Source organism: Streptomyces sp. GB4-14, from assembly GCF_022696125.1.
Taxonomy (GTDB): domain Bacteria; phylum Actinomycetota; class Actinomycetes; order Streptomycetales; family Streptomycetaceae; genus Streptomyces; species Streptomyces werraensis.
In genome coordinates this window covers 4,638,017-4,656,578 of record NZ_RZHO01000002.1, presented here as the reverse complement: position 1 = coordinate 4,656,578, position 18,562 = coordinate 4,638,017, and the positions used below count along the sequence as shown (strand labels likewise).

At 74.1% G+C, this 18,562-nt stretch carries 18 protein-coding genes and 1 tRNA gene; 10 read left to right on the top strand and 9 right to left on the bottom strand.

The genetic code is table 11. The features are described from left to right. The first annotated feature begins 61 nt into the window (after positions 1 to 61). Positions 62 to 1,093: a peptidoglycan-binding domain-containing protein gene (locus ELQ39_RS22535; RefSeq protein WP_242593636.1), complete on the top strand. Its 1,032-nt coding sequence runs from the start codon at positions 62 to 64 to the stop codon at positions 1,091 to 1,093. A gap of 129 nt (positions 1,094 to 1,222) precedes the next feature. On the opposite strand, the gene ELQ39_RS22530 is transcribed toward ELQ39_RS22535, so the two are convergent. Both ELQ39_RS22530 and ELQ39_RS22525 read right to left on the bottom strand, forming a co-directional pair. Further along, positions 1,223 to 1,891, bottom strand: coding sequence for an HAD-IA family hydrolase (locus ELQ39_RS22530; RefSeq protein ID WP_242593634.1), 669 nt, complete (start codon positions 1,889 to 1,891; stop codon positions 1,223 to 1,225). Between the two features lie 177 nt (positions 1,892 to 2,068). Next, the gene (locus tag ELQ39_RS22525) at positions 2,069 to 2,650 is read right to left on the bottom strand and encodes a TMEM165/GDT1 family protein (RefSeq protein ID WP_019522494.1); all 582 of its coding nucleotides are present in this window, start codon (positions 2,648 to 2,650) and stop codon (positions 2,069 to 2,071) included. A gap of 436 nt (positions 2,651 to 3,086) precedes the next feature. Between ELQ39_RS22525 and ELQ39_RS22520 the strand changes: the two genes are divergently transcribed. From ELQ39_RS22520 to ELQ39_RS22505, 4 genes are all read left to right on the top strand, one after another. Further along, complete coding sequence (locus tag ELQ39_RS22520) at positions 3,087 to 3,731, top strand: HNH endonuclease family protein (protein WP_242593632.1); 645 nt, start codon at positions 3,087 to 3,089, stop codon at positions 3,729 to 3,731. A gap of 90 nt (positions 3,732 to 3,821) precedes the next feature. Then, the gene (locus tag ELQ39_RS22515; RefSeq protein ID WP_242593630.1) at positions 3,822 to 5,468 is read left to right on the top strand and encodes an alkaline phosphatase D family protein; all 1,647 of its coding nucleotides are present in this window, start codon (positions 3,822 to 3,824) and stop codon (positions 5,466 to 5,468) included. 279 nt (positions 5,469 to 5,747) lie between these two features. After that, entirely contained in the window at positions 5,748 to 6,200 is a 453-nt protein-coding gene (locus ELQ39_RS22510; protein WP_190000421.1) for a DoxX family protein, read from the top strand. Between the two features lie 296 nt (positions 6,201 to 6,496). Then, entirely contained in the window at positions 6,497 to 7,096 is a 600-nt protein-coding gene (locus ELQ39_RS22505) for a DedA family protein (protein WP_242593628.1), read from the top strand. 494 nt (positions 7,097 to 7,590) lie between these two features. Here ELQ39_RS22505 and ELQ39_RS22500 read toward each other — a convergent pair whose 3' ends face one another. After that, positions 7,591 to 7,824 (bottom strand): DUF2277 domain-containing protein, encoded by a 234-nt coding sequence (locus ELQ39_RS22500; protein ID WP_242593626.1) that lies wholly within the window; start codon positions 7,822 to 7,824, stop codon positions 7,591 to 7,593. A 109-nt stretch (positions 7,825 to 7,933) separates the two neighbouring features. On the opposite strand from ELQ39_RS22500, the gene ELQ39_RS22495 reads away from it, so the two are divergent. Continuing rightward, a complete protein-coding gene (locus tag ELQ39_RS22495; RefSeq protein WP_190000424.1) occupies positions 7,934 to 8,281 on the top strand; it encodes a hypothetical protein in 348 nt (115 codons plus the stop codon). A 54-nt stretch (positions 8,282 to 8,335) separates the two neighbouring features. Here the strand turns inward: ELQ39_RS22495 and ELQ39_RS22490 are convergent. Next, positions 8,336 to 8,407 (bottom strand) — tRNA-Val (locus ELQ39_RS22490). Between the two features lie 220 nt (positions 8,408 to 8,627). Between ELQ39_RS22490 and ELQ39_RS22485 the strand changes: the two genes are divergently transcribed. The 3 genes from ELQ39_RS22485 (at position 8,628) to ELQ39_RS22475 (ending at position 11,197) form a co-directional block, all read left to right on the top strand. Then, positions 8,628 to 9,434 (top strand): DUF4097 family beta strand repeat-containing protein, encoded by an 807-nt coding sequence (locus tag ELQ39_RS22485; protein WP_225627573.1) that lies wholly within the window; start codon positions 8,628 to 8,630, stop codon positions 9,432 to 9,434. Between the two features lie 74 nt (positions 9,435 to 9,508). Continuing rightward, a complete protein-coding gene (locus ELQ39_RS22480) occupies positions 9,509 to 10,939 on the top strand; it encodes a hypothetical protein (protein ID WP_242593624.1) in 1,431 nt (476 codons plus the stop codon). A 36-nt stretch (positions 10,940 to 10,975) separates the two neighbouring features. Further along, complete coding sequence (locus ELQ39_RS22475; RefSeq protein WP_039988362.1) at positions 10,976 to 11,197, top strand: FmdB family zinc ribbon protein; 222 nt, start codon at positions 10,976 to 10,978, stop codon at positions 11,195 to 11,197. Between the two features lie 20 nt (positions 11,198 to 11,217). On the opposite strand, the gene ELQ39_RS22470 is transcribed toward ELQ39_RS22475, so the two are convergent. After that, positions 11,218 to 11,865 carry a response regulator transcription factor gene (locus ELQ39_RS22470; RefSeq protein WP_225643621.1) on the bottom strand — a complete coding sequence of 216 codons (648 nt, stop codon included), beginning with the start codon at positions 11,863 to 11,865 and terminating at the stop codon, positions 11,218 to 11,220. After that, complete coding sequence (locus ELQ39_RS22465) at positions 11,856 to 12,998, bottom strand: sensor histidine kinase (protein WP_242593623.1); 1,143 nt, start codon at positions 12,996 to 12,998, stop codon at positions 11,856 to 11,858. The genes ELQ39_RS22470 and ELQ39_RS22465 overlap by 10 nt, the downstream gene beginning before the upstream one ends. 153 nt (positions 12,999 to 13,151) lie before the next feature. Between ELQ39_RS22465 and ELQ39_RS22460 the strand changes: the two genes are divergently transcribed. Continuing rightward, complete coding sequence (locus tag ELQ39_RS22460; protein WP_225627576.1) at positions 13,152 to 13,961, top strand: DedA family protein; 810 nt, start codon at positions 13,152 to 13,154, stop codon at positions 13,959 to 13,961. Positions 13,962 to 14,005: 44 nt separating this feature from the next. Here the strand turns inward: ELQ39_RS22460 and ELQ39_RS22455 are convergent, their stop codons facing one another. From ELQ39_RS22455 to ELQ39_RS22445, 3 genes are read right to left on the bottom strand one after another with little or no spacing between them, the layout of a single operon-like run. Next, positions 14,006 to 14,815 (bottom strand): HAD family hydrolase, encoded by an 810-nt coding sequence (locus tag ELQ39_RS22455; RefSeq protein WP_190000430.1) that lies wholly within the window; start codon positions 14,813 to 14,815, stop codon positions 14,006 to 14,008. Beyond that, complete coding sequence (locus ELQ39_RS22450; protein ID WP_242593622.1) at positions 14,815 to 17,331, bottom strand: phosphoribosyltransferase; 2,517 nt, start codon at positions 17,329 to 17,331, stop codon at positions 14,815 to 14,817. The genes ELQ39_RS22455 and ELQ39_RS22450 overlap by 1 nt, the downstream gene beginning before the upstream one ends. Before the next feature lie 59 nt (positions 17,332 to 17,390). Beyond that, positions 17,391 to 18,557, bottom strand: coding sequence for an HpcH/HpaI aldolase/citrate lyase family protein (locus ELQ39_RS22445; protein WP_242593621.1), 1,167 nt, complete (start codon positions 18,555 to 18,557; stop codon positions 17,391 to 17,393). Positions 18,558 to 18,562 lie beyond the last annotated feature (5 nt).

The following is an 18,562-nucleotide window of genomic DNA, read 5'->3' as shown; positions in this document are numbered from 1 at the left end:
GGACCGGCGGACCACGGCGACGCGGGCGGGTCACGGGGAACGGGACGCGTCCGACGCCACGATGACCTTGAAGGCCATCGGCCCGGACGCCGCGAAGCCCGACAAGGCGACACGCGGCCCGGCGCCGGCCGCACCCGACGCCGGAGGCGCCGCGGACACCGCAACGGCGCCCCGCGAACAGGCCGGGCACACGGACAGCCCCGCCGGCGCGGCGCCCGGCGGGCCGCGGGAGTCCGTCGACGGCGGCGTCCCGGAGTCACCCGACGCCACCGTGGCGCTGCGCGCCGTCCGTCCCGAGGGCGCTGCCCCCGGCGCCCCCTCCCGCGAGGACCGCACGTCCGTCCTCCCCACCCCCCTCGCCCCCGGCACCGCGCCGCCGAACGCCGACGATCTGGGTCTCTTCGACGACGCCACGCGCCCCCTTCGCACGGTGTCCGCGGGGGCGGCGGTCCCTCGCCCCGAGGTTGCCGCGTCCCGGAACCGCCGCCGGCGCGGAGCGCTCATCGCGGCGTCCGGCGCCGTCGTGGCCGTGCTGGGCGCCGCGGGCTGGGCGAGCGGGCTGTTCTCGTACGAGACGCCGTCGCGGAACACCGCCGCGCCGGACGACGTCAGGGCGAGCGTGCCGGACGCGGCATCGGAGGCGCCCTCGGCGCAGCCGTCGTCCGAGGCCCCGTCCGCCTCTCCCGGCGCGTCCGCGTCCGCCTCACAGTCCCCGTCCGCGAGCGCGAGCGCGTCCGGGTCGCCGTCGCCCTCGGCGTCCAGTTCCGCTCCGAGCGCGTCCGCGACCGCCGAGCCGTCGGTGACCCCGTCGGCCGACGGGGCGTCCTCCGCGCCCGCCGTGGCGCCGGAGCCGGAGGAGCCCGTCGACACCGCGCCCGTGCTGCGGCGCGGCGACCGTGGGCCGGAGGTCGTCGAGCTCCAGCAGCGCCTGCGCGAGGTGTGGCTGTACCAGGGCGACGCGGACGGCCGGTACAGCCACCGGGTGGAGGAGGCCGTGCGCCACTACCAGTGGTCGCGGGGCATCGACGAGGAGCTGGGCGTGTACGGCCCGCAGACCCGCTCCCGCCTGGAGTCGGAGACCGGGGCGTCCTGACGGCCGCGCCACCCGAGGCCGCCGGTGAGGCCGGTCCGGCGGATCGTGCCGAAGCCTCGGCCGCGTCATCGTCGGCCGCCGACGCTCCGCGTCAGCGCCCTCCTCGGGGGGCGGTCCGCCGGACAGGCCTCACGCGGAGACGTGCAGCAGGATCGTCCCCTCCGGCGTGCGCTCCACCCGAACCTGGGTGAGGTCGCGGACGACGACGTCCGGCTGGTGGAAACCCGCGCGCGGGCCGATGCCGACCACCCGCATACCGGCGGCGCGCCCCGCGGCGATCCCCGCGCCGGAGTCCTCGAAGACCACGCAGTCGGCCGGGTCGACACCCAGCTCCGCCGCGCCCTTCAGGAAGCCTTCGGGGTCGGGCTTGCTCGCGCCGACCGACTCGGCGGTGATCCGCACCGCGGGCTGCTCGAGACCGGCGGCGGCCATCCGCGCCGTGGACAGGGCGACGTCCGCGGAGGTGACGAGCGCGTGCGGCAGCCCGTCGAGAGAGGCGAGGAAATCGCGGGCGCCCGGTATCGCGACGACGCCCTCGGTGTCCGCGGTCTCCTCCGCGAGCAGCCGGGCGTTCTCGGCGTAGTTCTGCTCCATGGGCCGGTCCGGCAGCAGCAGGGCCATGGAGGCGTAGCCCTGCCGGCCGTGCACCACCTTCATGACCTCGTCGCCGTCCAGCCCGTGGCGCTCGGCCCAGCGGCGCCAGATGCGCTCGACCGAGGCGTCGGAGTTGACGAGGGTGCCGTCCATGTCGAGCAGGAGGGCGCGGGCGGGGAGTACGGCGGTGGTGGTGGCCGTCATCGGCTGCTCCAAGGCGGGGGCGGGGGACCGTGGAGGCGGATCCCGGGCGGGACAGAGCGGCCCCGCCCGCCGGTCAGGGGAAACGGGCGGGAGCCACTTTGTTCAACCACGGTACAAAACGAACCCGGCTTCCCGCCACCGCCTCCACCGCGTGTTCACCGGCGGGACCGCCGCACGTCACCCGGCGACCGCCTCCCACAGGCTCCACACGCCCAGGCCCAGCATGAGCAGCGCGGCGATCCGCGTGATCAGCTTCAGCGGCACCCGCTTCATCAGCGCCTTGCCGCCGACGATGCCGAGACCGGCCACCGCCCACAGCGCCAGCACGGCGCCCAGGCCCACGGAGAGCGGGTCGTCGTAGCGGGCGGCGAGGTTGGCCGTCATGATCTGGGTCAGGTCGCCGAACTCGGCGACCAGGATGAGCATGAACCCGGCCCCGGCGACCTTCCAGAAGGACTGGTCCTCCGGCTTGCGGATCTCCTCCTCGTCCTCGTCCTTCTTGAGCAGCAGCATCGCCGCGCCCGCGAGGAAGAGCACACCCGTGAGCGCGTGGACGAGCTGCTGCGGCAGCAGGGTCAGCACACTGCCCGCCGCCACGGCCAGCGCGACGTGCACCGCGAAGGCGGCGGCGACGCCGGCGAAGACGTACGAGGCGCGGTAGCGGGTGCCGAGGACGAGACCGGCGAGCGCGGTCTTGTCGGGCAGTTCGGCCAGGAAGACGACGCCGAAGACGACGGCCGTCACGGTCAGGCTGATCAACGGTTCCTCAATCGGTCGGGGCCGCCCCGCCGAGAGTCATGAGCCTTGCGCGCAAGACACCTCGGCACGGCAGCACACTCGGCGCCCGCACCGTACGGCGCGGGCGTGCACTGCTTGCCGAAGGTCTCGCCGGCAGACCCCTCACGGGTCTGCCTCCGGGCGCCGGCTCAGGCGGGCTGAGCAGTATGTCGACGGTCCGGCACAGGGCTACTCCCCTTCTGCGCCGTCCATCGTACGCGACACCCGAGCGGACCTTGGGAAACGGCCGCCGGGCCGGACCGCCCGCACCGCCGTGCGCGGAAACTTCACACCCGAACCATAGACGTGTCATGAGCGCGTCATTAACTTCTTACCGGACCCTCGCCTCCCGGCAACACGGCGCCGCGAGCATTCCCCTGCACGCACGCCAACGCCCGCACCCCACAAGGGAGTTCGCATGTCGAAGTTCTACGCGCGTCGACGGCTCAGCATAGCCGCGGCGCTCACCGGACTCATAGCCTCCGCCGGGTTGTTCAACGCCCCGGCCGCCTCCGCCGCCCTCCCCACCCCGGTGAGCGCCGCCACCGCCCGCAGCTACCTCGCCACCCTCCCCGTGCGCACCGAGAGCCGCACCGGCTACAGCCGCGACCTGTTCCCGCACTGGATCACCGTCAGCGGCAGCTGCAACACCCGCGAGACGATCCTCAAGCGCGACGGCACCAACGTCGTCACGGACTCCGCCTGCGCCGCCACCAGCGGCAGCTGGTACTCCCCGTACGACGGCGCCACGTGGTCCGCCGCCTCCGACGTCGACATCGACCACCTGGTGCCGCTCGCCGAGGCCTGGGACTCCGGCGCGGGTTCCTGGACCACCTCCCAGCGCCAGGCCTTCGCCAACGACCTGACCCGCCCGCAGCTCCTCGCCGTCACCGACAACGTCAACCAGGCCAAGGGCGACCAGGACCCCGCCACCTGGATGCCGTCCCGCACGGCCTACCGCTGCACCTACGTCCGCGCGTGGGTCCAGGTGAAGTACCACTACGACCTGGCGGTCGACTCGGCCGAGAAGTCCGCGCTGCAGGGGTACCTCAACAACTGCTGACGCGGCACGGACCGGACCGCCGGGTGCGCCGATCTCCCCGGCGGCCTCCGTCGCTGCGTACCGTACGAGGCGACGGAGGAAGGGGTCACCATGGCCGGACTGCGGCTCGGACCGCTGCTGAGGTACGTCGACGGGTCGTCCGCGACCGTCTGGGCGGAGACGGACGGCCCGGGCACCGTGGAGGTGCGCTGCCCGGACGGCGCCGGCGGGACCTCCGGCACCTTCCAGGTGTGCGGTCATCACTACGCGCTGGTCCGGGTCACCGGCCTCACCCCGGGCACGGCCACCCCCTACGAGGTCCATGTGGACGGCGAACGGGTGTGGCCGCTCGCCCGGGAGCCGTTCCCGTCGTTCCCGCCGTCGGTGATCCGCACCCCGGCCGGCGACGACCGGGCGCGCATCTCCTTCGGCTCCTGCCGCTGGGCCTCCCCGCCCACCGGGGAGCCCGACCCGGTGGGGCCGGACGCGCTGGACGCCCTCGCCAAGCGCATCGCCGCCGACCCCGAGGGCGAACGCCCCGACGTCCTGCTGCTCCTCGGCGACCAGGTGTACGCCGACGAGACCTCCGACGCGACGAAGGAGTGGCTGTCCGCGCGCCGCGACCTGAGCGAGCCGCCGGGCAGCCAGGTGGCGGACTACGAGGAGTACACCCACCTCTATTACGAGTCCTGGCTCGACCCGCAGGTGCGCTGGCTGCTGTCCACCGTTCCCACCTGCATGATCTTCGACGACCACGACGTCATCGACGACTGGAACACCTCCGCCTCCTGGGTCGAGGACATGCGCGCCACCTCGTGGTGGCGGGAGCGGGTGCTCAGCGGGCTGATGTCGTACTGGGTGTACCAGCACCTGGGCAACCTCTCCCCCGCCGACGTCGAGGCCGACCCGGTCTACGCGGCCGTACGCGACACCTCCGACGGCACCGATGCGCTGCGGGACCTGGCCGCCCGGGCGGAGGCCGACGCGACGGCCGTGCGCTGGAGCTACCGGCGCGACTTCGGCCGGGTGCGGCTGGTCATGGTGGACAGCCGCGCGGCCCGGGTGCTGGAGGAGGGGCGGCGCTCGATGGTCGACCGGGAGGAGGCCGACTGGCTGCGCGCCGAGGTGTTCGACGACCGCGGCTCCTACGACCATCTGCTCGTCGGCACCTCCCTGCCCTGGCTGCTGCCCCACCTCGTCCACGACGTCGAGGAGTGGAGCTCCGTGCTGTGCCGGGGCGACAAGGGCCCCCGCTGGGCGCGGCTCGGGGAGAAGCTGCGGCGCGCGGCGGACCTGGAGCACTGGTCGGCGTTCCCGGACTCGTTCGCCGAGCTGGCGGAGGTGCTCGCCGACGCGGGCAGCGGCCCGGACGCGCCCGCCACGGTGTGCGTGCTGTCCGGGGACGTCCATCACGCCTATGTCGCCGAGCCGAGCTGGCCGGGGCGGGCGGAACCCGAGGCGCGGGTGGTGCAGCTGACCTGCTCCCCGGTGCACAACTCCATTCCCGCCTCGATGCGGGTGGGCTTCCGGTTCGGCTGGAGCTCGGCCGCCCGGTCGCTGGGCCGGGCGTTCCGGCGGCACGGCGGTCTCGGGCAGCCGCCGGTCGGCTGGCGCAGGACGGGCGGGCCGTGGTTCGGCAACCAGCTCATGACGCTGGCCATCCGCGGGCGTTCGTCGGTGCTGCGGCTGGAGCACGCCCGGGAGGAGCGGGGCGGGGTGCGGCTGCGGCGCGTGATGGAGCGGCACCTGAGCTCGTGACGGGGCGACGCTCGAGCCGCCGAGGAGTGCGGGTGGTGCCCTGTGCGTCAGCTGTGCGGCGAGGGGCGGTTCCGGTCATCCGGGTGATCAAGAGGGCCCTGCGGCGTGCGCGGTGACGTGCGGCCCGAGCCCGTGGGAGGGGGTCAAAAGGGGCTCAAGCCGTGGCCAAATGTTGAACTTGCAAGCAAGATTTGGGCGCACCTAGCGTGGGTCTCCGACTCGGTTCCGCCCCCTGGACCGGCCTCATCCGGGTCGGCCCGACCGAAGGAGACCCCCCCCATGAACGGACGCCTCACCAGCGCCCAGCCCTATGTCCTGGGCCTGTTCCGCATGGTCGTCGGCCTGCTCTTCGCCTGTCACGGCGCCGTTTCCCTGCTCGGCCTGTTCGGCGGCACGGACGGTACCGGCGGCACCGTCGAGACCGGCGTCTGGCCGGGCTGGTACGCCGCGGTCATCGAACTCGTCGGCGGCTCGCTCGTGCTGCTCGGTCTCGCCACCCGGGCCGCCGCCTTCATATCGTCCGGCGCGATGGCGTACGCGTACTTCAAGGTGCACCAGCCCGAGGCCCTGTGGCCCATCGAGAACCACGGCGAGAGCGCGGCCATGTACTGCTGGGTCATGTTCCTGCTGATCTTCACCGGTTCCGGCGCCTTCGGCCTGGACCGCCTGCTCGCCAGGCGCGCCTCGGCGCGCGAGGGCCGGCCGGCGGAACAGACCCCCGTGGCCGCCTGACCGCACGGTCCCACCTCACCACCCGCACGACCGCCGACGCCTCCCCACGGCACCCGCCTCCCCGACGGAACTCCGAGTCGCACCGGGCGCCCCCCGCACACCCGCGGGGGGCGTCTCGGCGTCTTCGGGGGAACGTCCGGCGTACAAGGGCTGCCGGACACATGAACCCCCCGTGACCCTTCTGTCACTTACCGGGCGTACGCTGTATGGCTGTCATCGGCCTCTCCTGCCACTCCTGCCGCCTCCACCGCGACAGCGCGGCAGCACGGGCCCACGGGGGCGTACGGGGAGTGCGAGTGGAGAGTGTCGGGTCGCTGGTCGGCAGCCCGTGGATCTACGCGGTGGTGGCCCTGTCGGTCCTGCTCGACGTGTTCCTCCCGGTGCTGCCCAGCGGGGTGCTGGTGATCACCGCGGCCACCGCGGCGGCCGCGAGCACCGCCGCCTACGTGCCCGACATCCTGGTGCTGACGCTCTGCGCCGCGACCGCCTCCGTCCTCGGCGACCTCGTCGCCTACCGCCTCGCCTGGCGCGGCGGGGACCGTCTGGACCGGGCCCTCGCCCGCTCGCGCCGGCTGCGGGGCGCGCAGGAACGTCTCGGCGCGGCGCTGGCCCGGGGCGGCGGCGGCCTCGTCGTCCTCGCCCGGTTCGCGCCGGCCGGCCGCTCCGTGGTCTCCCTCGGCGCCGGCGCCGCCCGCCACCGCGCCCGCGACTTCCTCCCCTGGTCCGCCCTGGCAGGCCTCACCTGGGCCGGCTACAGCGTCGCCCTCGGCTACTTCGGCGGCCAGTGGCTCGGCGCGACATGGCTGGCGGCGGCGGTCTCGGTCGGCGCGCTGTTCGCGGCGGGGGCGGGGGCGGGGTACCTGATGCGCAAGCCGCAGCCTTCGGAGGCGGGGTAGGCCCCGGGGCGGGGCTTCACGGCCGGGCGCCCGGGGTGACGAGGGCTCGTCAGCCGGGAACGCCGCCCGGCCCGCGGCCCGGCGGGCCGACACCCGGGACCACGTTCCCCTCAGCTGCCGGGCGTCGGCGGCTGTCGCGGCGGACACGGCTCGGCGGCAGGGCGAGGACGCTCAGCGCCGGATGACGGCTGCTCGGCGGCGGGACGCCGAACGCGGCAGGGCGCGCGACGGCGGCTCAGCTGCCCGCAGACGGCAGCTCAGCTCGGCGGCGGCGAGCACCGCTCCCCTCCCAGACCCGGCGGGGCGACCGGGGCAAGGTGCACCGGGGTTCGGGCAACGACCGTTCGGCGGCCAGGAACGTCGCTCGACTCGCGGCCCCGCGGGCCGAAGGCCCGGGCCGTCCGCTCGGCGGCCGGGAACGCCGTCCGGCCCGCGGGCCCGACGAGCCGGCCGACAGCCGGGGCGAGGGCCGTCCGGTGGCCGAAGGGTGTTGTTCAGCTTGCCGGTTGGCGGGCCGGGGCGCCTCGGACCTCCAGGTTCTCCAGGAGCTCCGCCGTGGCCGCGGCGATCGCGTCGACCGCGTGGTCGAACACCTCGCGGTTGTGGGCGGCCGGCGTCCGGAAGCCGGACACCTTCCGTACGTACTGAAGGGCCGCAGCCCGGATGTCCTCCTCCGTGGCTTCCTCGGGGAGCGCGGGCGGACGCAGGGTCTTGATACTCCGGCACATGACCCCAGTCTCGCGCCTTGCGCCACCCGGGGCCACGAAGGAGTGAACACCGCCCCGGAGACCCCGGAACACCTCGCCACCCAAATTCGAACAGGCGTATCATTGTGCCGTGGCTGCGACCTATGACTTTCCGAGTGACCTCCTCGCCGGTCAGGAGGAACTGCATCAGGTCCGGGCCGAGCTGTCGGCCCTGCTGAAGCGGCTCCCCTGGTCGGTCGAACCCCTCGACGGGTTCAGCGACGACAACGGCTGGCGCAAGGTCGAGCGCCCCGCCTCGCCCGGCTGGACCGAGGACGAGCAGGCCGAGGTCGAGAAGCTCCGGCGCCGTGAGCACGAGCTCGCGGTGTTCGTCAGCACGCACCGCTACTGGTCCGAACTGACCGGCTCCGACCGCGTGCAGGCCCGCTCCGCCCTGAAGCACGCCCAAGAGGGCACGGACGAGGAGGCGTCGCCGTAGCAGCTCCCGACGGCACAGGGCCCCCGGAGCAAGCTCCGGGGGCCCTGTCGTGTGTGGGCGCGGACGGTTTCGAACCGCCGACATCCTGCTTGTAAGGCAGGCGCTCTACCCCTGAGCTACGCACCCCCGACCCGCGCGCACGGCCCGGGTCGAGTGGACAGACTACATGGCCGGGGTCACGGTCCCGCAAACCCCGTACGCCCCGGCACGGGGGATATCCCCACCCCGGATCCGCCGGTCGGCCGGATCCCCTCCCGGCCCCCGTCTCCGTACGGTCGAAGACGTCCGACGCCGCCGTACCGCGCGGCCGTCCGTCCGTCAGCCGTACCTCCAGGGGGAGCCCGTCATGACCGCCACCGCCCGCACCGCCTCACCCACCCGCACGTCCCGTCCCGTACGGGCGCGCGCCCTAGCGCTCGCCGGGGCCGCCGTGGTGCTCGGCGCGGCGCTGAGCGCGTGCGGGGCGTCGGCGGCCGACGACGACGAGCCCGAGCACCGCGCCTTCGACCTGCCCGGCGCGAGCCTCACCGTCGACTCCGACGACTCCGCCCTGGAGATCGTCGCCTCGGACGAGCAGCCGGAGGGCGAGATCGCGGTCAGCCGCTGGTTCCAGGGGACCGTCGCCATCGGCTCGGACCCCGAGGTCACCTGGTCCATGGACGGCGACCGGCTGGTGCTGCGCGAGAACTGCTCGGGCATCGTCGCCGACTGCTCCACCAAGCACCGCATCGTGGTGCCGCGCGGCGTCGCCGTCACCGTGCAGAGCGACGACGGCAGCGTCCGGGCCGGCGGCTTCCGCGACGCGCTGGCCGTCCGCACCAAGGACGGCTCGGTCCGCATCACGGACACCAGCGGGCCGCTGGAGCTGCGCAGCGGCGACGGATCGGTGCGCGCCGAGGTCTCCTCCCGCACCGTGCGCGCCCAGAGCGGCGACGGCTCCGTGCACCTCGTCCTCAGCGCCGCGCCGGACCGGGTGGAGTCCCGCAGCGGCGACGGTTCGACGACCATCGACCTGCCGCGCGGCAGCTACCGGCTGGACACCTCCACCGGTGACGGCGCCGAGGACGTGACCGTCCCGCGCGACGACTCCAGCTCCCATGTGGTGACCGCGCGCACCGGCGACGGCAAACTCACCGTCCGCACGGCGAACTGACGGGCCCGTGTGTTCGTCCTGTACCGGTGGGAGAATGACAACGGGCAGGGCGAACGACAGTACGGGAGAGGGATGTGACGGCGACACCAGCACAGCCGCACTCGCCGTCGGATCCGCGCGTGCCTCGCCTGCGCCGCGCACTGTTCCCCGTGCCGGCGGGAGGGCGTACCCGCCGCGCCCCCGGACCCCTGCGTGACACGCTCGCCCTGGCCGCCCTGCCGCTGGTCGCGGCGCTGCTGCTGCCCGCCGCGTTCGCCGGGGGTGGCACCCGGCGCTGGTTCGGCGGGCGCGCGGAGAGCCAGCGTGCCGAGGCGCAGGCCGCCAAGGACGCCGCGGCCGCCGCCTTCTACGAACTCGACACCGCCCAGCGCGACCTGCGGATCTCCATCGAGACGATCACCGCCGTCGACGACTCCCCCGCGGCCCGCCGCGCCGTCGACGACTTCGCGGAGCTGGGCCGGCGCATCGACGAGGCCAGCCACCGCTACATCAGCGCCGTCGACGCCCACGACCTCGACCACGACGACCTGGACGCCTCGACGGCCTCCCGGGCCCGCGCCGACCTGACCGCCGCCAAGGACGAACTGGAGCGGGTCAAGCAGGACCTGGACCGGTTCGCCGACGGGCTCGGACCGCTGCTCGGCAAGGCCGAGACCCAGCTGGCCCGGCTCGCGCCCGCCGTCGAACGCGCCCGGCAGGCACTGCTCGCCGCCTCCCAGGCCCTCGACACCGCCCGCGGCTCGGGGCTGAAGGCCGACGACCTCGCCGCCCGGCTGGCCGCCCTCTCCCCCGAGCTGACCAAGCTGAACCAGGGCGCCGGGCAGCACGGCGTCCCCGGCACCCTGGACCGGGCCGCCCGTGTCACCCGCGAGGCCGAGGCGATCCGCGTGGAGGCCGAGCGGCTGCCGGAACGGGCCGCCGAGATCGACCGCCGGCTGGTCTCCCTGCGCACCCGCGCCCAGGCCCTCACCACCCGCTCCGAGCAGGTCGAACCCATCCTGAGCGAACTGCGCAGGCGCTTCACCGTCGCCTGCTGGCAGGACCTCCAGGGCGTGCCCGAGCTGGCCGAGCGGAACGTCCGGCAGGCGGAGTCCCGTCTCGCCGAGGCCCGCACCGCCCGCGACGACCAGCGCTGGGCCGACGCCACCTCCCTGCTGGCCACCGCACGGGCCCTTCTGAACACCACCGACGAGGCCGTGTCCGCCGCCGGGGACCGCCTGCGCCGGCTGAACGCCGTGCAGAAGGATCCCGAGCAGGAGATCGAACGCACCCGGTTCGCCGTCCGGGACGCCCAGCGGCTCGCCATGGCCGGCCGCAACACCCCCGATCCGCGTCACGCCCGTCCCCTCGACGACGCCGTGGCCCGGCTGGAGCGCGCGATCGCCGGGCTGGAGGGCCGCCACCCCGACTACTGGTACTTCCTCACCGAGACCGAGGCGGTCCGGGAGACCGTGAGCCGCGTGGTGTCCCAGATCCGCGAGGAGCGCGGCGCCGGCGCCAACTGACCGGCCCCTTCCCGCCGGTCCGGTTAACCTGTGCCCATGCCTCGCTACGAATTCCGCTGCCGCACCTGCGGCGACACGTTCGAACTGAGCCGTCCGATGGCGGAGTCCTCCGCCCCCGCGGCCTGCCCGGCGGGTCACGACGACACGGTCAAGCTCCTCTCCACGGTCGCGGTCGGTGGCACCGCCTCCGCGGCGGCCCCGGCGCCCCGCGCGGGCGGCGGAGGCGGCGGTTGCTGCGGCGGGGGCTGCTGCGGCTGACACCGCGCCGCCCGGCCGGGTCAGCTGCCCAGGTAGCGGAGCACCGCCAGCACTCTGCGCGAGTAGCCCTCACCTCCGCCCGCCAGCTCGAGCTTGTCGAAGATCGCGTTGGTGTGCTTCTCCACCGCGCTCTGCGAGATGTGCAGCCGGCGGGCGATGGCCGCGTTGGTGTGCCCCTGCGCCATCTCGGCCAGCACCGAGCGCTCCCGCGCGCTGAGCCGGGCCAGCGGGTCGGCATGGGTGGTGCGGCCGAGCAACTGCCGGACGACCTCCGGGTCGAAGGCGGCCCGCCCGGCGGCCACCCGCTCCAGCGCGTCGAGGAACTCGTCGACCTGGACGACCCGGTCCTTCAGCAGATAGCCCACCCCTTCCGACTCACCCGTGAGCAGCTCCGTCGCGTACCGCTTCTCCACGTACTGCGAGAGCACCAGCACCCCCACCTCGGGCCGGCTGCGGCGGATCTCCAGGGCCGCGCGCAGCCCCTCGTCCGTGTGCGTGGGCGGCATCCGGACGTCGGCGACCACGACGTCCGGCGGGGCCGCGGCGACGGCCTGCATCAGCCGCTCCGCGTCGCCGACGGCGGCGAGCACCTCGTGCCCCTCCTCGGCCAGCAGCCGCACCAGGCCCTCCCGCAGCAGGATGGAGTCCTCGGCCAGGATCACGCGCACGGCAGCTCCGCGGTCACCAGCGTCGGTCCGCCCGGCGGACTGCGCACCTCCAGTCTCCCGTCCAGCGCGGCCACACGCCTGGCCAGCCCGAACAGGCCGCTGCCCGACGCGTTCGCCCCGCCCCGGCCGTCGTCCTCGACCCTCACCCGCAACGCTCCCTCCTTTGATCCGACCGCGACGACTATCCGGCTCGGCGCCGCGTGCTTCACCGCGTTGGTCACGGCCTCGCAGACGACGAAGTAGACGACCGTCGCCACCGGTCGTGCCGGCTCCCCGCTCAGCCGGTACTCCACCCGCACCGGGACCGACGCCCGCTCGGCGACCGTCTCCAGCGCCGCCCGCAGCCCCGCCTCGTCCAGGGTGGTGGGGTAGATCCGCCAGGCCACTTCCCGCAGGTCGTCCAGGGCCTGCCGGCTCTCCTGGTGCGCCTGGCGCAGCAGCCGGTCCGCGCGCTCGGGGTCCTGGCTGCGCAGGGCCCGGCCGAGCAGCATGCCGAGCGCGACCAGGCGCTGCTGCACCCCGTCGTGCAGGTCCCGCTCGATGCGGCGCCGCTCGTCGTTCACCGCGTCGACCACGGCCGCGCGGCTGGCGGACAGCTCGGCGATGCGCCGCTCCAGCTCCTCCTGGTGGCGGGGACCGAGCATGCGGCGGGCCAGCTTCCCCTCCAGCTCGGCGACCGCGAGTATCCCCTGCACGGTGAGGAAGAGCAGGAAGAGCCCCGCGAGAGACGTGAAGACGACCGCGCCCGTGTTCTGCACGTCGTCGACCAGCAGCCACAGGTACATCCAGGACGTGCCGTAGCCGAGGCCGACCGCCGCCGAGAGCATCACCACCGCGCCCAGCACGCCGAGGGCCCAGCGGCAGGCCAGATACTGCAGGGCCTGCGTGTCCTCGTACACGGGCGAGGTGTGGACCCGGAGCCAGACCCGCAGCCGGGCCCGCTCCAGCTCCGTCACTTTCCGCGCGCACGCGAGAACCGGGCGGAGCACGGCCCGGTGGGGCCGCGGCCAGGCCACGACGAGCAGAAGGAGCAGACCGGCCAGCACCGTCCCGAGCAGCTCGACGACGGCCGCGGCGGCCCCCCACAGGAGGCCGACCGCGCACCGCACCACACGCCGCGCCATGACTCGCATGATCGCGAGACTAGCCGGGCCGGTCAGGGGCACACACTGCGGAAAACCGCAATTCCCTCTGCGGGGAACCACACGCTTCCGTGCGGAGAACCGCAGGCGATCATGCGGCTTTCCTCAGCGACCCTTCAGCTCCGATTTCCTAGCTTGGACGACATGACAGCCATCGCAGCGCAGACGATCACGGCGTCCTCGGGCACGGACGCCGGACCTCAGTGGGTCAACGACCTGATGGACGCCCTCGGCGCGCCCGGGGCCGGCATCGCCATCGCGCTCGAGAACCTCTTCCCGCCCGTACCGAGCGAGGTGATCCTGCCGCTGGCGGGGTTCGCCGCGAGCAACGGGCGGATGGGCCTGATCGCCGTGCTGCTGTGGACCACCGCCGGCTCGGTGATCGGCGCGCTCGCCCTGTACGGGGTGGGGGCGCTGCTCGGCCGGGAGCGGACTCTGGCGCTGGCGGGACGGCTTCCGCTGGTGAAGGTCTCGGACGTGGAGAAGACGGAGGCGTGGTTCCTCCGGCACGGGTCGAAGGCCGTGTTCCTGGGCCGGATGATCCCGTTGTTCCGCAGTCTCGTGTCGATACCGGCCGGGGTGGAGCGGATGCCGCTGCCGCTGTTCCTCGGTCTGACGACGCTGGGCAGCGCGATATGGAACACGGCGTTCGTGCTCGCGGGCTACGCGCTCGGGGACAACTGGTCGCAGGTGGCGTCCGTCGTGTCGGCCTACTCGAAGGTGGTGCTTGCGGCGGCCGCCCTTGCCCTCGTGGCCTTCGTCGTCATACGCCTGACACGCTCGGGCGGCGGCAGCCGTCGCGCCGGCCGGGGACCGGGGGACACCGGCTCACGTGACGCGGACGCCGGCGCCCGGACCGATACCGACGCCGACACGGCCGGTGCCCCGTCCGGGCAGGCCCGCCCGGCGCGGCACTCGGCCACCGAGACCCTGAGCCTGCGCCGCCCCGACTGATCCCGCCGTCGGCCCCGGGCCGGGACCGCCTCGGCGGACCGGCCTCAGCGGGAGCGAACGGTGCGGAGAAACTCGCGGAGGATGCGCTCGCCGGCCAGGACTCCCCGCTCGGGCAGGGCCCGGACGCCGGGGGCCGTCCAGGAGTCCTCGGCGAGCTCACCGTGGCCCGGGCGCCAGCCCAGGTCGGCGGCGAGGAGCAGGTCCGCGTCGAGGAGGGAGTCTCCGGCGGCGAGGGTCAGGTCGGCGCCGGTGCGCCGGGCGACCTCCCGCATGGCGGCGCTCTTGGTGAGCGGCTTGGGGACGGCGTAGATCTTGCGGCCCTGGAGGGACACCGTCCAGCCGCGGTTCTCCGCCCACTCCCCGAGTTCCTTCACCCACTCCTCGCGCAGCAGCTCGCGCTCCACGACGAGGTAGGCGAAGAGGTCCTCGGCGGTCCGGTGCTTGCGCACCCACACCGGGTCCGCGGTGCGCAGCAGGTGGTCCTGCACCTCGGACAGCGGGGCGCACTCGTCGGCCAGCCGGGCCTGGACGCGCGCGTGCCAGTCCCGGTCGGAGACTCCGTCGACGAGCAGATGGCCCCCGTTGGCGCAGATCGCGTAGGTCGGGGGAGGGCCGGGGAGGTTGATGCGCTGGTACTGCTTGCGGGTGCGGGTGGTGGTGGGGACGAACAGGGCCTCGTCGCCCAGCTCGGTGAGGAGCTGGGCCGCGGTCTCCGTCAGGTAGGACAGGGGCCGGCTCTCATGGACCTCCACGCACAGCAGCCTGGGCGCGCGCGCGTCGGGCATGGTCAGGGCGAGCGCGGCTGCCGAGTAGATGAGGGTGCGGTCGAGGTCGCTGGCGACGATGACGGGCATCAGCGGGTCACCGCCGTGCCGTCGGCGCCGGTGGCGCCCCGGGTGTAGCGGGGGTGGATCAGGCCGACGCAGGTGTAGGGCAGGCCGGCGACCTCCTCCACGGGGACGCCCCGCTGCTCGGCGAGGAGCCGGACGTGGTCGAGGTCGCTGCCGGCCCCGGCGCGGGCCAGCACCTTCCAGGGCACCCGGCGCAGCAGCACCCGGGTGGTCTCGCCGACGCCGGGCTTGACGAGGTTCACGTCGTGGATGCCGTACTCCTCGCTGATGCGCTCCACGGCGGCCCACCCCTCCCACGTGGGCGTGCGGTCGGCGGCGAGCAGCTCCTTGGCCTCGGCGCGGGCGGCCTCGGTGACCTCGTCGAAGCGGGCCGAGACGGCGTCCAGGAAGGCCACGGACAGGTCGGCGTCCGCGAGTTCGCGGTAGTACTTGGCGCCGTGGTAGTCGTCGGGACCGACCAGGTCGGCGCGGAGCACGGTGCGCGAGATCAGGCCGGAGACCGTGGAGTTGAGGCAGGCGGACGGGATCAGGTAGTCCTCGCGGGTGCCGTAGGTGCGGACGCAGGAGCCGGGGTCGGCGAGGACGGCGATCTCCGGGTCGAAGCCGGAGACGCCGTGGGCCTTCTCGAACTCCTGGATGGCCTGGGCGAGTTCGCGGGTGATGGCGCCCTTGCCGGTCCAGCCGTCGACGAACACCACGTCGCGTGGGTCGTGGTGGGCGGCCAGCCAGCGCAGGGCGTTGGCGTCGATGCCGCGGCCGCGGACGATGGAGACGGCGTAGTGCGGCAGGTCGAGGCCGTGGCGGTGCTGCGCCCAGCGGCGCATCAGGATGCCCACCGGGGTGCCCGCGCGGGCCAGCGACACCAGCACCGGGCGGGGTGACCGCTCGGCGAGGACGGTCTCGGTGACCACGCCGACGGCGTGCGCCAGCCGGGCGGCCGAGGCGTCCAGGGCGTTGTGGAAGAGCTGCTGGTACTGCTCGCTGGGCTGGTACTCCACGGGCAGCGACTCGGCGTAGTGGGCGCCGCCGCTCTGGATGGCCTCCTCGCGCTCCTCGGTCGGCGCCTCCAGCGTCACGTCCGAGAGGTCCTGCAGCAGCCAGCCGACCTCCTCGGGGGCGTACGAGGAGAAGGCGGGGCCACGGAGGGGCTCGGGCAGCATGGTGACGGGCCTTTCGGGGGCGTCCTGGGCGCCGGCGGGTACGGCCGGCACGTACGACGGTACGACCGCCAGGAGGACGTGCGGGGTGTGTTCGGTGAGCCGGGCGAGCAGGCCGTCGGGGGCGTGCAGCGCGGGGGTGTCGGCGACGGAGTCGACGACGGCGACCACGGCGTCGAAGCCGGCGCCGGCGATGTTGTAGGCGTAGCGCTCGCCGGGGCCGTCGGCGGGGTCGTCGTGGGCGGGGAAGACGAGGCGGGTCCGGATGGCGTAGCCGGGGTCGTCGACCGCCAGGACGGGTGAACGGGTGGTGGTGCTGTAGCGCACCTCGGCGGTGGTGGTGCGCTCCAGCTCGGTTGCGAGGCGCAGCGGGGCGTACATCAGTTCCTCGAAGCCGAGGATCAGGACGCGGTGCGCGTTCCCGGGGAGGGCGGTGGCTATTCGGTCCGCCATGGCGGGGAGGGAGTTCTCGAGGCGGGCGCGGTGGGCCGGCGTGAAGCCGTGACGGCCTCCGTCGGGGAGGTTCTCCGGCCAGCGGAGGTCCACTCGCGTGACGTTGGCGGGCGCCTGCGGGCCGGTGGGGGCTTGTCGCGCAGTTCCCCGCCCCCCTGGGGCGGCCGTCCCCGAGGCGCCCGCGAGGGGTGCGGGCGGCGCCGCGGCGGATTCGTGTTCCGCGACCAGCGCCTGCCCCTTCTCCAAGACGCCGTCGGGCAACCGCACCGTCCCCGACGCGACCGTCACCAGGTCGATCCGCGCCCCGATCTCCCGGGCGAACTCCTCCAGCCGCCCGGCGTCGGCCGCCGACCGCATGTCGACCAGGGCGACCACGACATACCGCTCCCGCGGATACCGCGCATGGAGGTCGCGCACGGTGTTCAGCACCGTGTTCCCCGTCGAGAACTCGTCGTCGACCAGCACCAGGGGCCCGTCCCCGGCGAGCAGGGACGGGTTCTCCGGCAGCAACAGGTGGGAGGTGGCGTGCGAGTGGGACTCCTCGAATCCGCCGGCGGTGGCGACCCCGGCGACCGGCCGACGTGTGGAGTGCAGGTAGGGCGCGGTGCCCAGGCCGTCGGCGACGGAGTGGCCGAGACCGGTCGCGGTCTCGGCGTACCCGAGCACGACGGCCTGAGCGGCCGCCTCCTCGCCCAGCAGCTCCCGCACCCGGCGGCCGAGGTCCACGCCGTGCCCGTGGACCACGGACGGCGCCTGGGGCACGTGCTTGCCGAGGACGTTCGACACCAGCAGGTGAGCCCGCTTGGGGTTGCGCCGCAGCGCCAGCCCCAGCATCCCGCGCAGCCGTTCGTCGCCGGTCAGCTCGACGCCGAGCCGCTCGGCGACCCAGGTGCCGGACCAGGTGTTCACTCTTCTCTCCCTCTCGGTGGCTCCACCGGACGCCTCACCCGCTCCTCCGGACGCCTCACTCACTCGGCGAGGCCGGCGGCGAGCAGTTCGACGAAGCCGATGTCCTCGTTGGCGACGCCGAAGACCTCGGCGCGCAGCAGGGTCCGCTCCGCCCAGGCGCGGTGCGGCTTCACCTCGTTCATCTTGTTCGTGTACGCGGACCGCAGTACACCCCCGCCGTTGCGTTCCGGCCGCAGGATGTCCTGGGCGTCGCTGAACTCCTCGTGACTGACGACGGACAGCGCGTGCACGGGCAGGACGTGGGAGGGGTGGATGCAGGTCTTGCCGAGGAGGCCGTTGGCGCGGTCCAGGGAGATCTCGCGGAGCAGGCCGTCCATGGCGTGCTCGATGAGCCTCTGGCGCAGCGCGGTGGCCTCCACCTCCAGGAAGGGGCTCTGCCGCAGCTGCGGCTTGAACATGCGCTCCTGCACCCGGAAGTACTCCCAGACGGGCCCGGTCACGGTGAACCCGGTGCCGTCGGCGCGGCCGAGCATGTTCACCACGTCGGAGATGACGGAGGCGACGACCTGGATGTCGTACGCGGTCATGTCGGGGCCGCGGCGCAGCCCGTAGGAGGAGCAGAAGTCGGTGACGCCCAGGCGCAGGGCGAGCACGCGGTCGCGGTACTTGTCGACGGCGCGGAAGATGCCCTCGAGGGTCTCGACGCGGCTCTCGCGGTAGAGCAGCTCGGGCGACTCGAGCACCGGCATGGCGAAGAGCCGGCGGCCGGAGGCGGACTCGGCGGCGGTGACCGCCTCCAGGAACGGCAGGCCGCGCTCGGCGGTGAACTTGGGCAGCACGAATCCGGAGAGCACTCCGACGGCGGGGCCGAGCCGGCGGACCAGGTCGCCGATCTGCTCCGGTTCGCGGACCCGGACGAACAGCAGGGGCAGGTCCGCCCCGGGCCGTCCGGCGAGGTCGGTGAGCTGGTGGACCAGGTTCTCCTCGCCGGCGACGACCTCGGCGTCGCTGATGGAGTCCTCCAGGCACAGCACCATGGAGACCACGCCGCGGGCGCCCTGCTTGAGGACGTCGTCGGCGAGCCGGGGCCGCGTGGCGGGGCTGTAGAGCGTGGCGCCGAGCGCCGCGGACAGCACCCGGGCCGGGGAGCCGGCGGTGAACTCGCAGGGCTCCCGGTAGAAGAGACGTTTCCGCACCTCAGGGGCGATGTGCCCGAAATGACGCATTGAAC

What these genes read in the sequence shown, in the direction of transcription:
- ELQ39_RS22510 (WP_190000421.1), top strand. Translation starts at nt 5,748, where the DNA reads ATGAACGGACGCCTCACCAGCGCCCAGCCCTATGTCCTGGGCCTGTTC.
- ELQ39_RS22530 (WP_242593634.1), bottom strand. Translation starts at nt 1,891, where the DNA reads ATGACGGCCACCACCACCGCCGTACTCCCCGCCCGCGCCCTCCTGCTC.
- ELQ39_RS22460 (WP_225627576.1), top strand. Translation starts at nt 13,152, where the DNA reads ATGACAGCCATCGCAGCGCAGACGATCACGGCGTCCTCGGGCACGGAC.
- ELQ39_RS22520 (WP_242593632.1), top strand. Translation starts at nt 3,087, where the DNA reads ATGTCGAAGTTCTACGCGCGTCGACGGCTCAGCATAGCCGCGGCGCTC.
- ELQ39_RS22455 (WP_190000430.1), bottom strand. Translation starts at nt 14,815, where the DNA reads ATGCCCGTCATCGTCGCCAGCGACCTCGACCGCACCCTCATCTACTCG.
- ELQ39_RS22445 (WP_242593621.1), bottom strand. Translation starts at nt 18,557, where the DNA reads ATGCGTCATTTCGGGCACATCGCCCCTGAGGTGCGGAAACGTCTCTTC.
- ELQ39_RS22500 (WP_242593626.1), bottom strand. Translation starts at nt 7,824, where the DNA reads ATGTGCCGGAGTATCAAGACCCTGCGTCCGCCCGCGCTCCCCGAGGAA.
- ELQ39_RS22515 (WP_242593630.1), top strand. Translation starts at nt 3,822, where the DNA reads ATGGCCGGACTGCGGCTCGGACCGCTGCTGAGGTACGTCGACGGGTCG.
- ELQ39_RS22465 (WP_242593623.1), bottom strand. Translation starts at nt 12,998, where the DNA reads ATGCGAGTCATGGCGCGGCGTGTGGTGCGGTGCGCGGTCGGCCTCCTG.
- ELQ39_RS22475 (WP_039988362.1), top strand. Translation starts at nt 10,976, where the DNA reads ATGCCTCGCTACGAATTCCGCTGCCGCACCTGCGGCGACACGTTCGAA.
- ELQ39_RS22485 (WP_225627573.1), top strand. Translation starts at nt 8,628, where the DNA reads ATGACCGCCACCGCCCGCACCGCCTCACCCACCCGCACGTCCCGTCCC.
- ELQ39_RS22535 (WP_242593636.1), top strand. Translation starts at nt 62, where the DNA reads ATGACCTTGAAGGCCATCGGCCCGGACGCCGCGAAGCCCGACAAGGCG.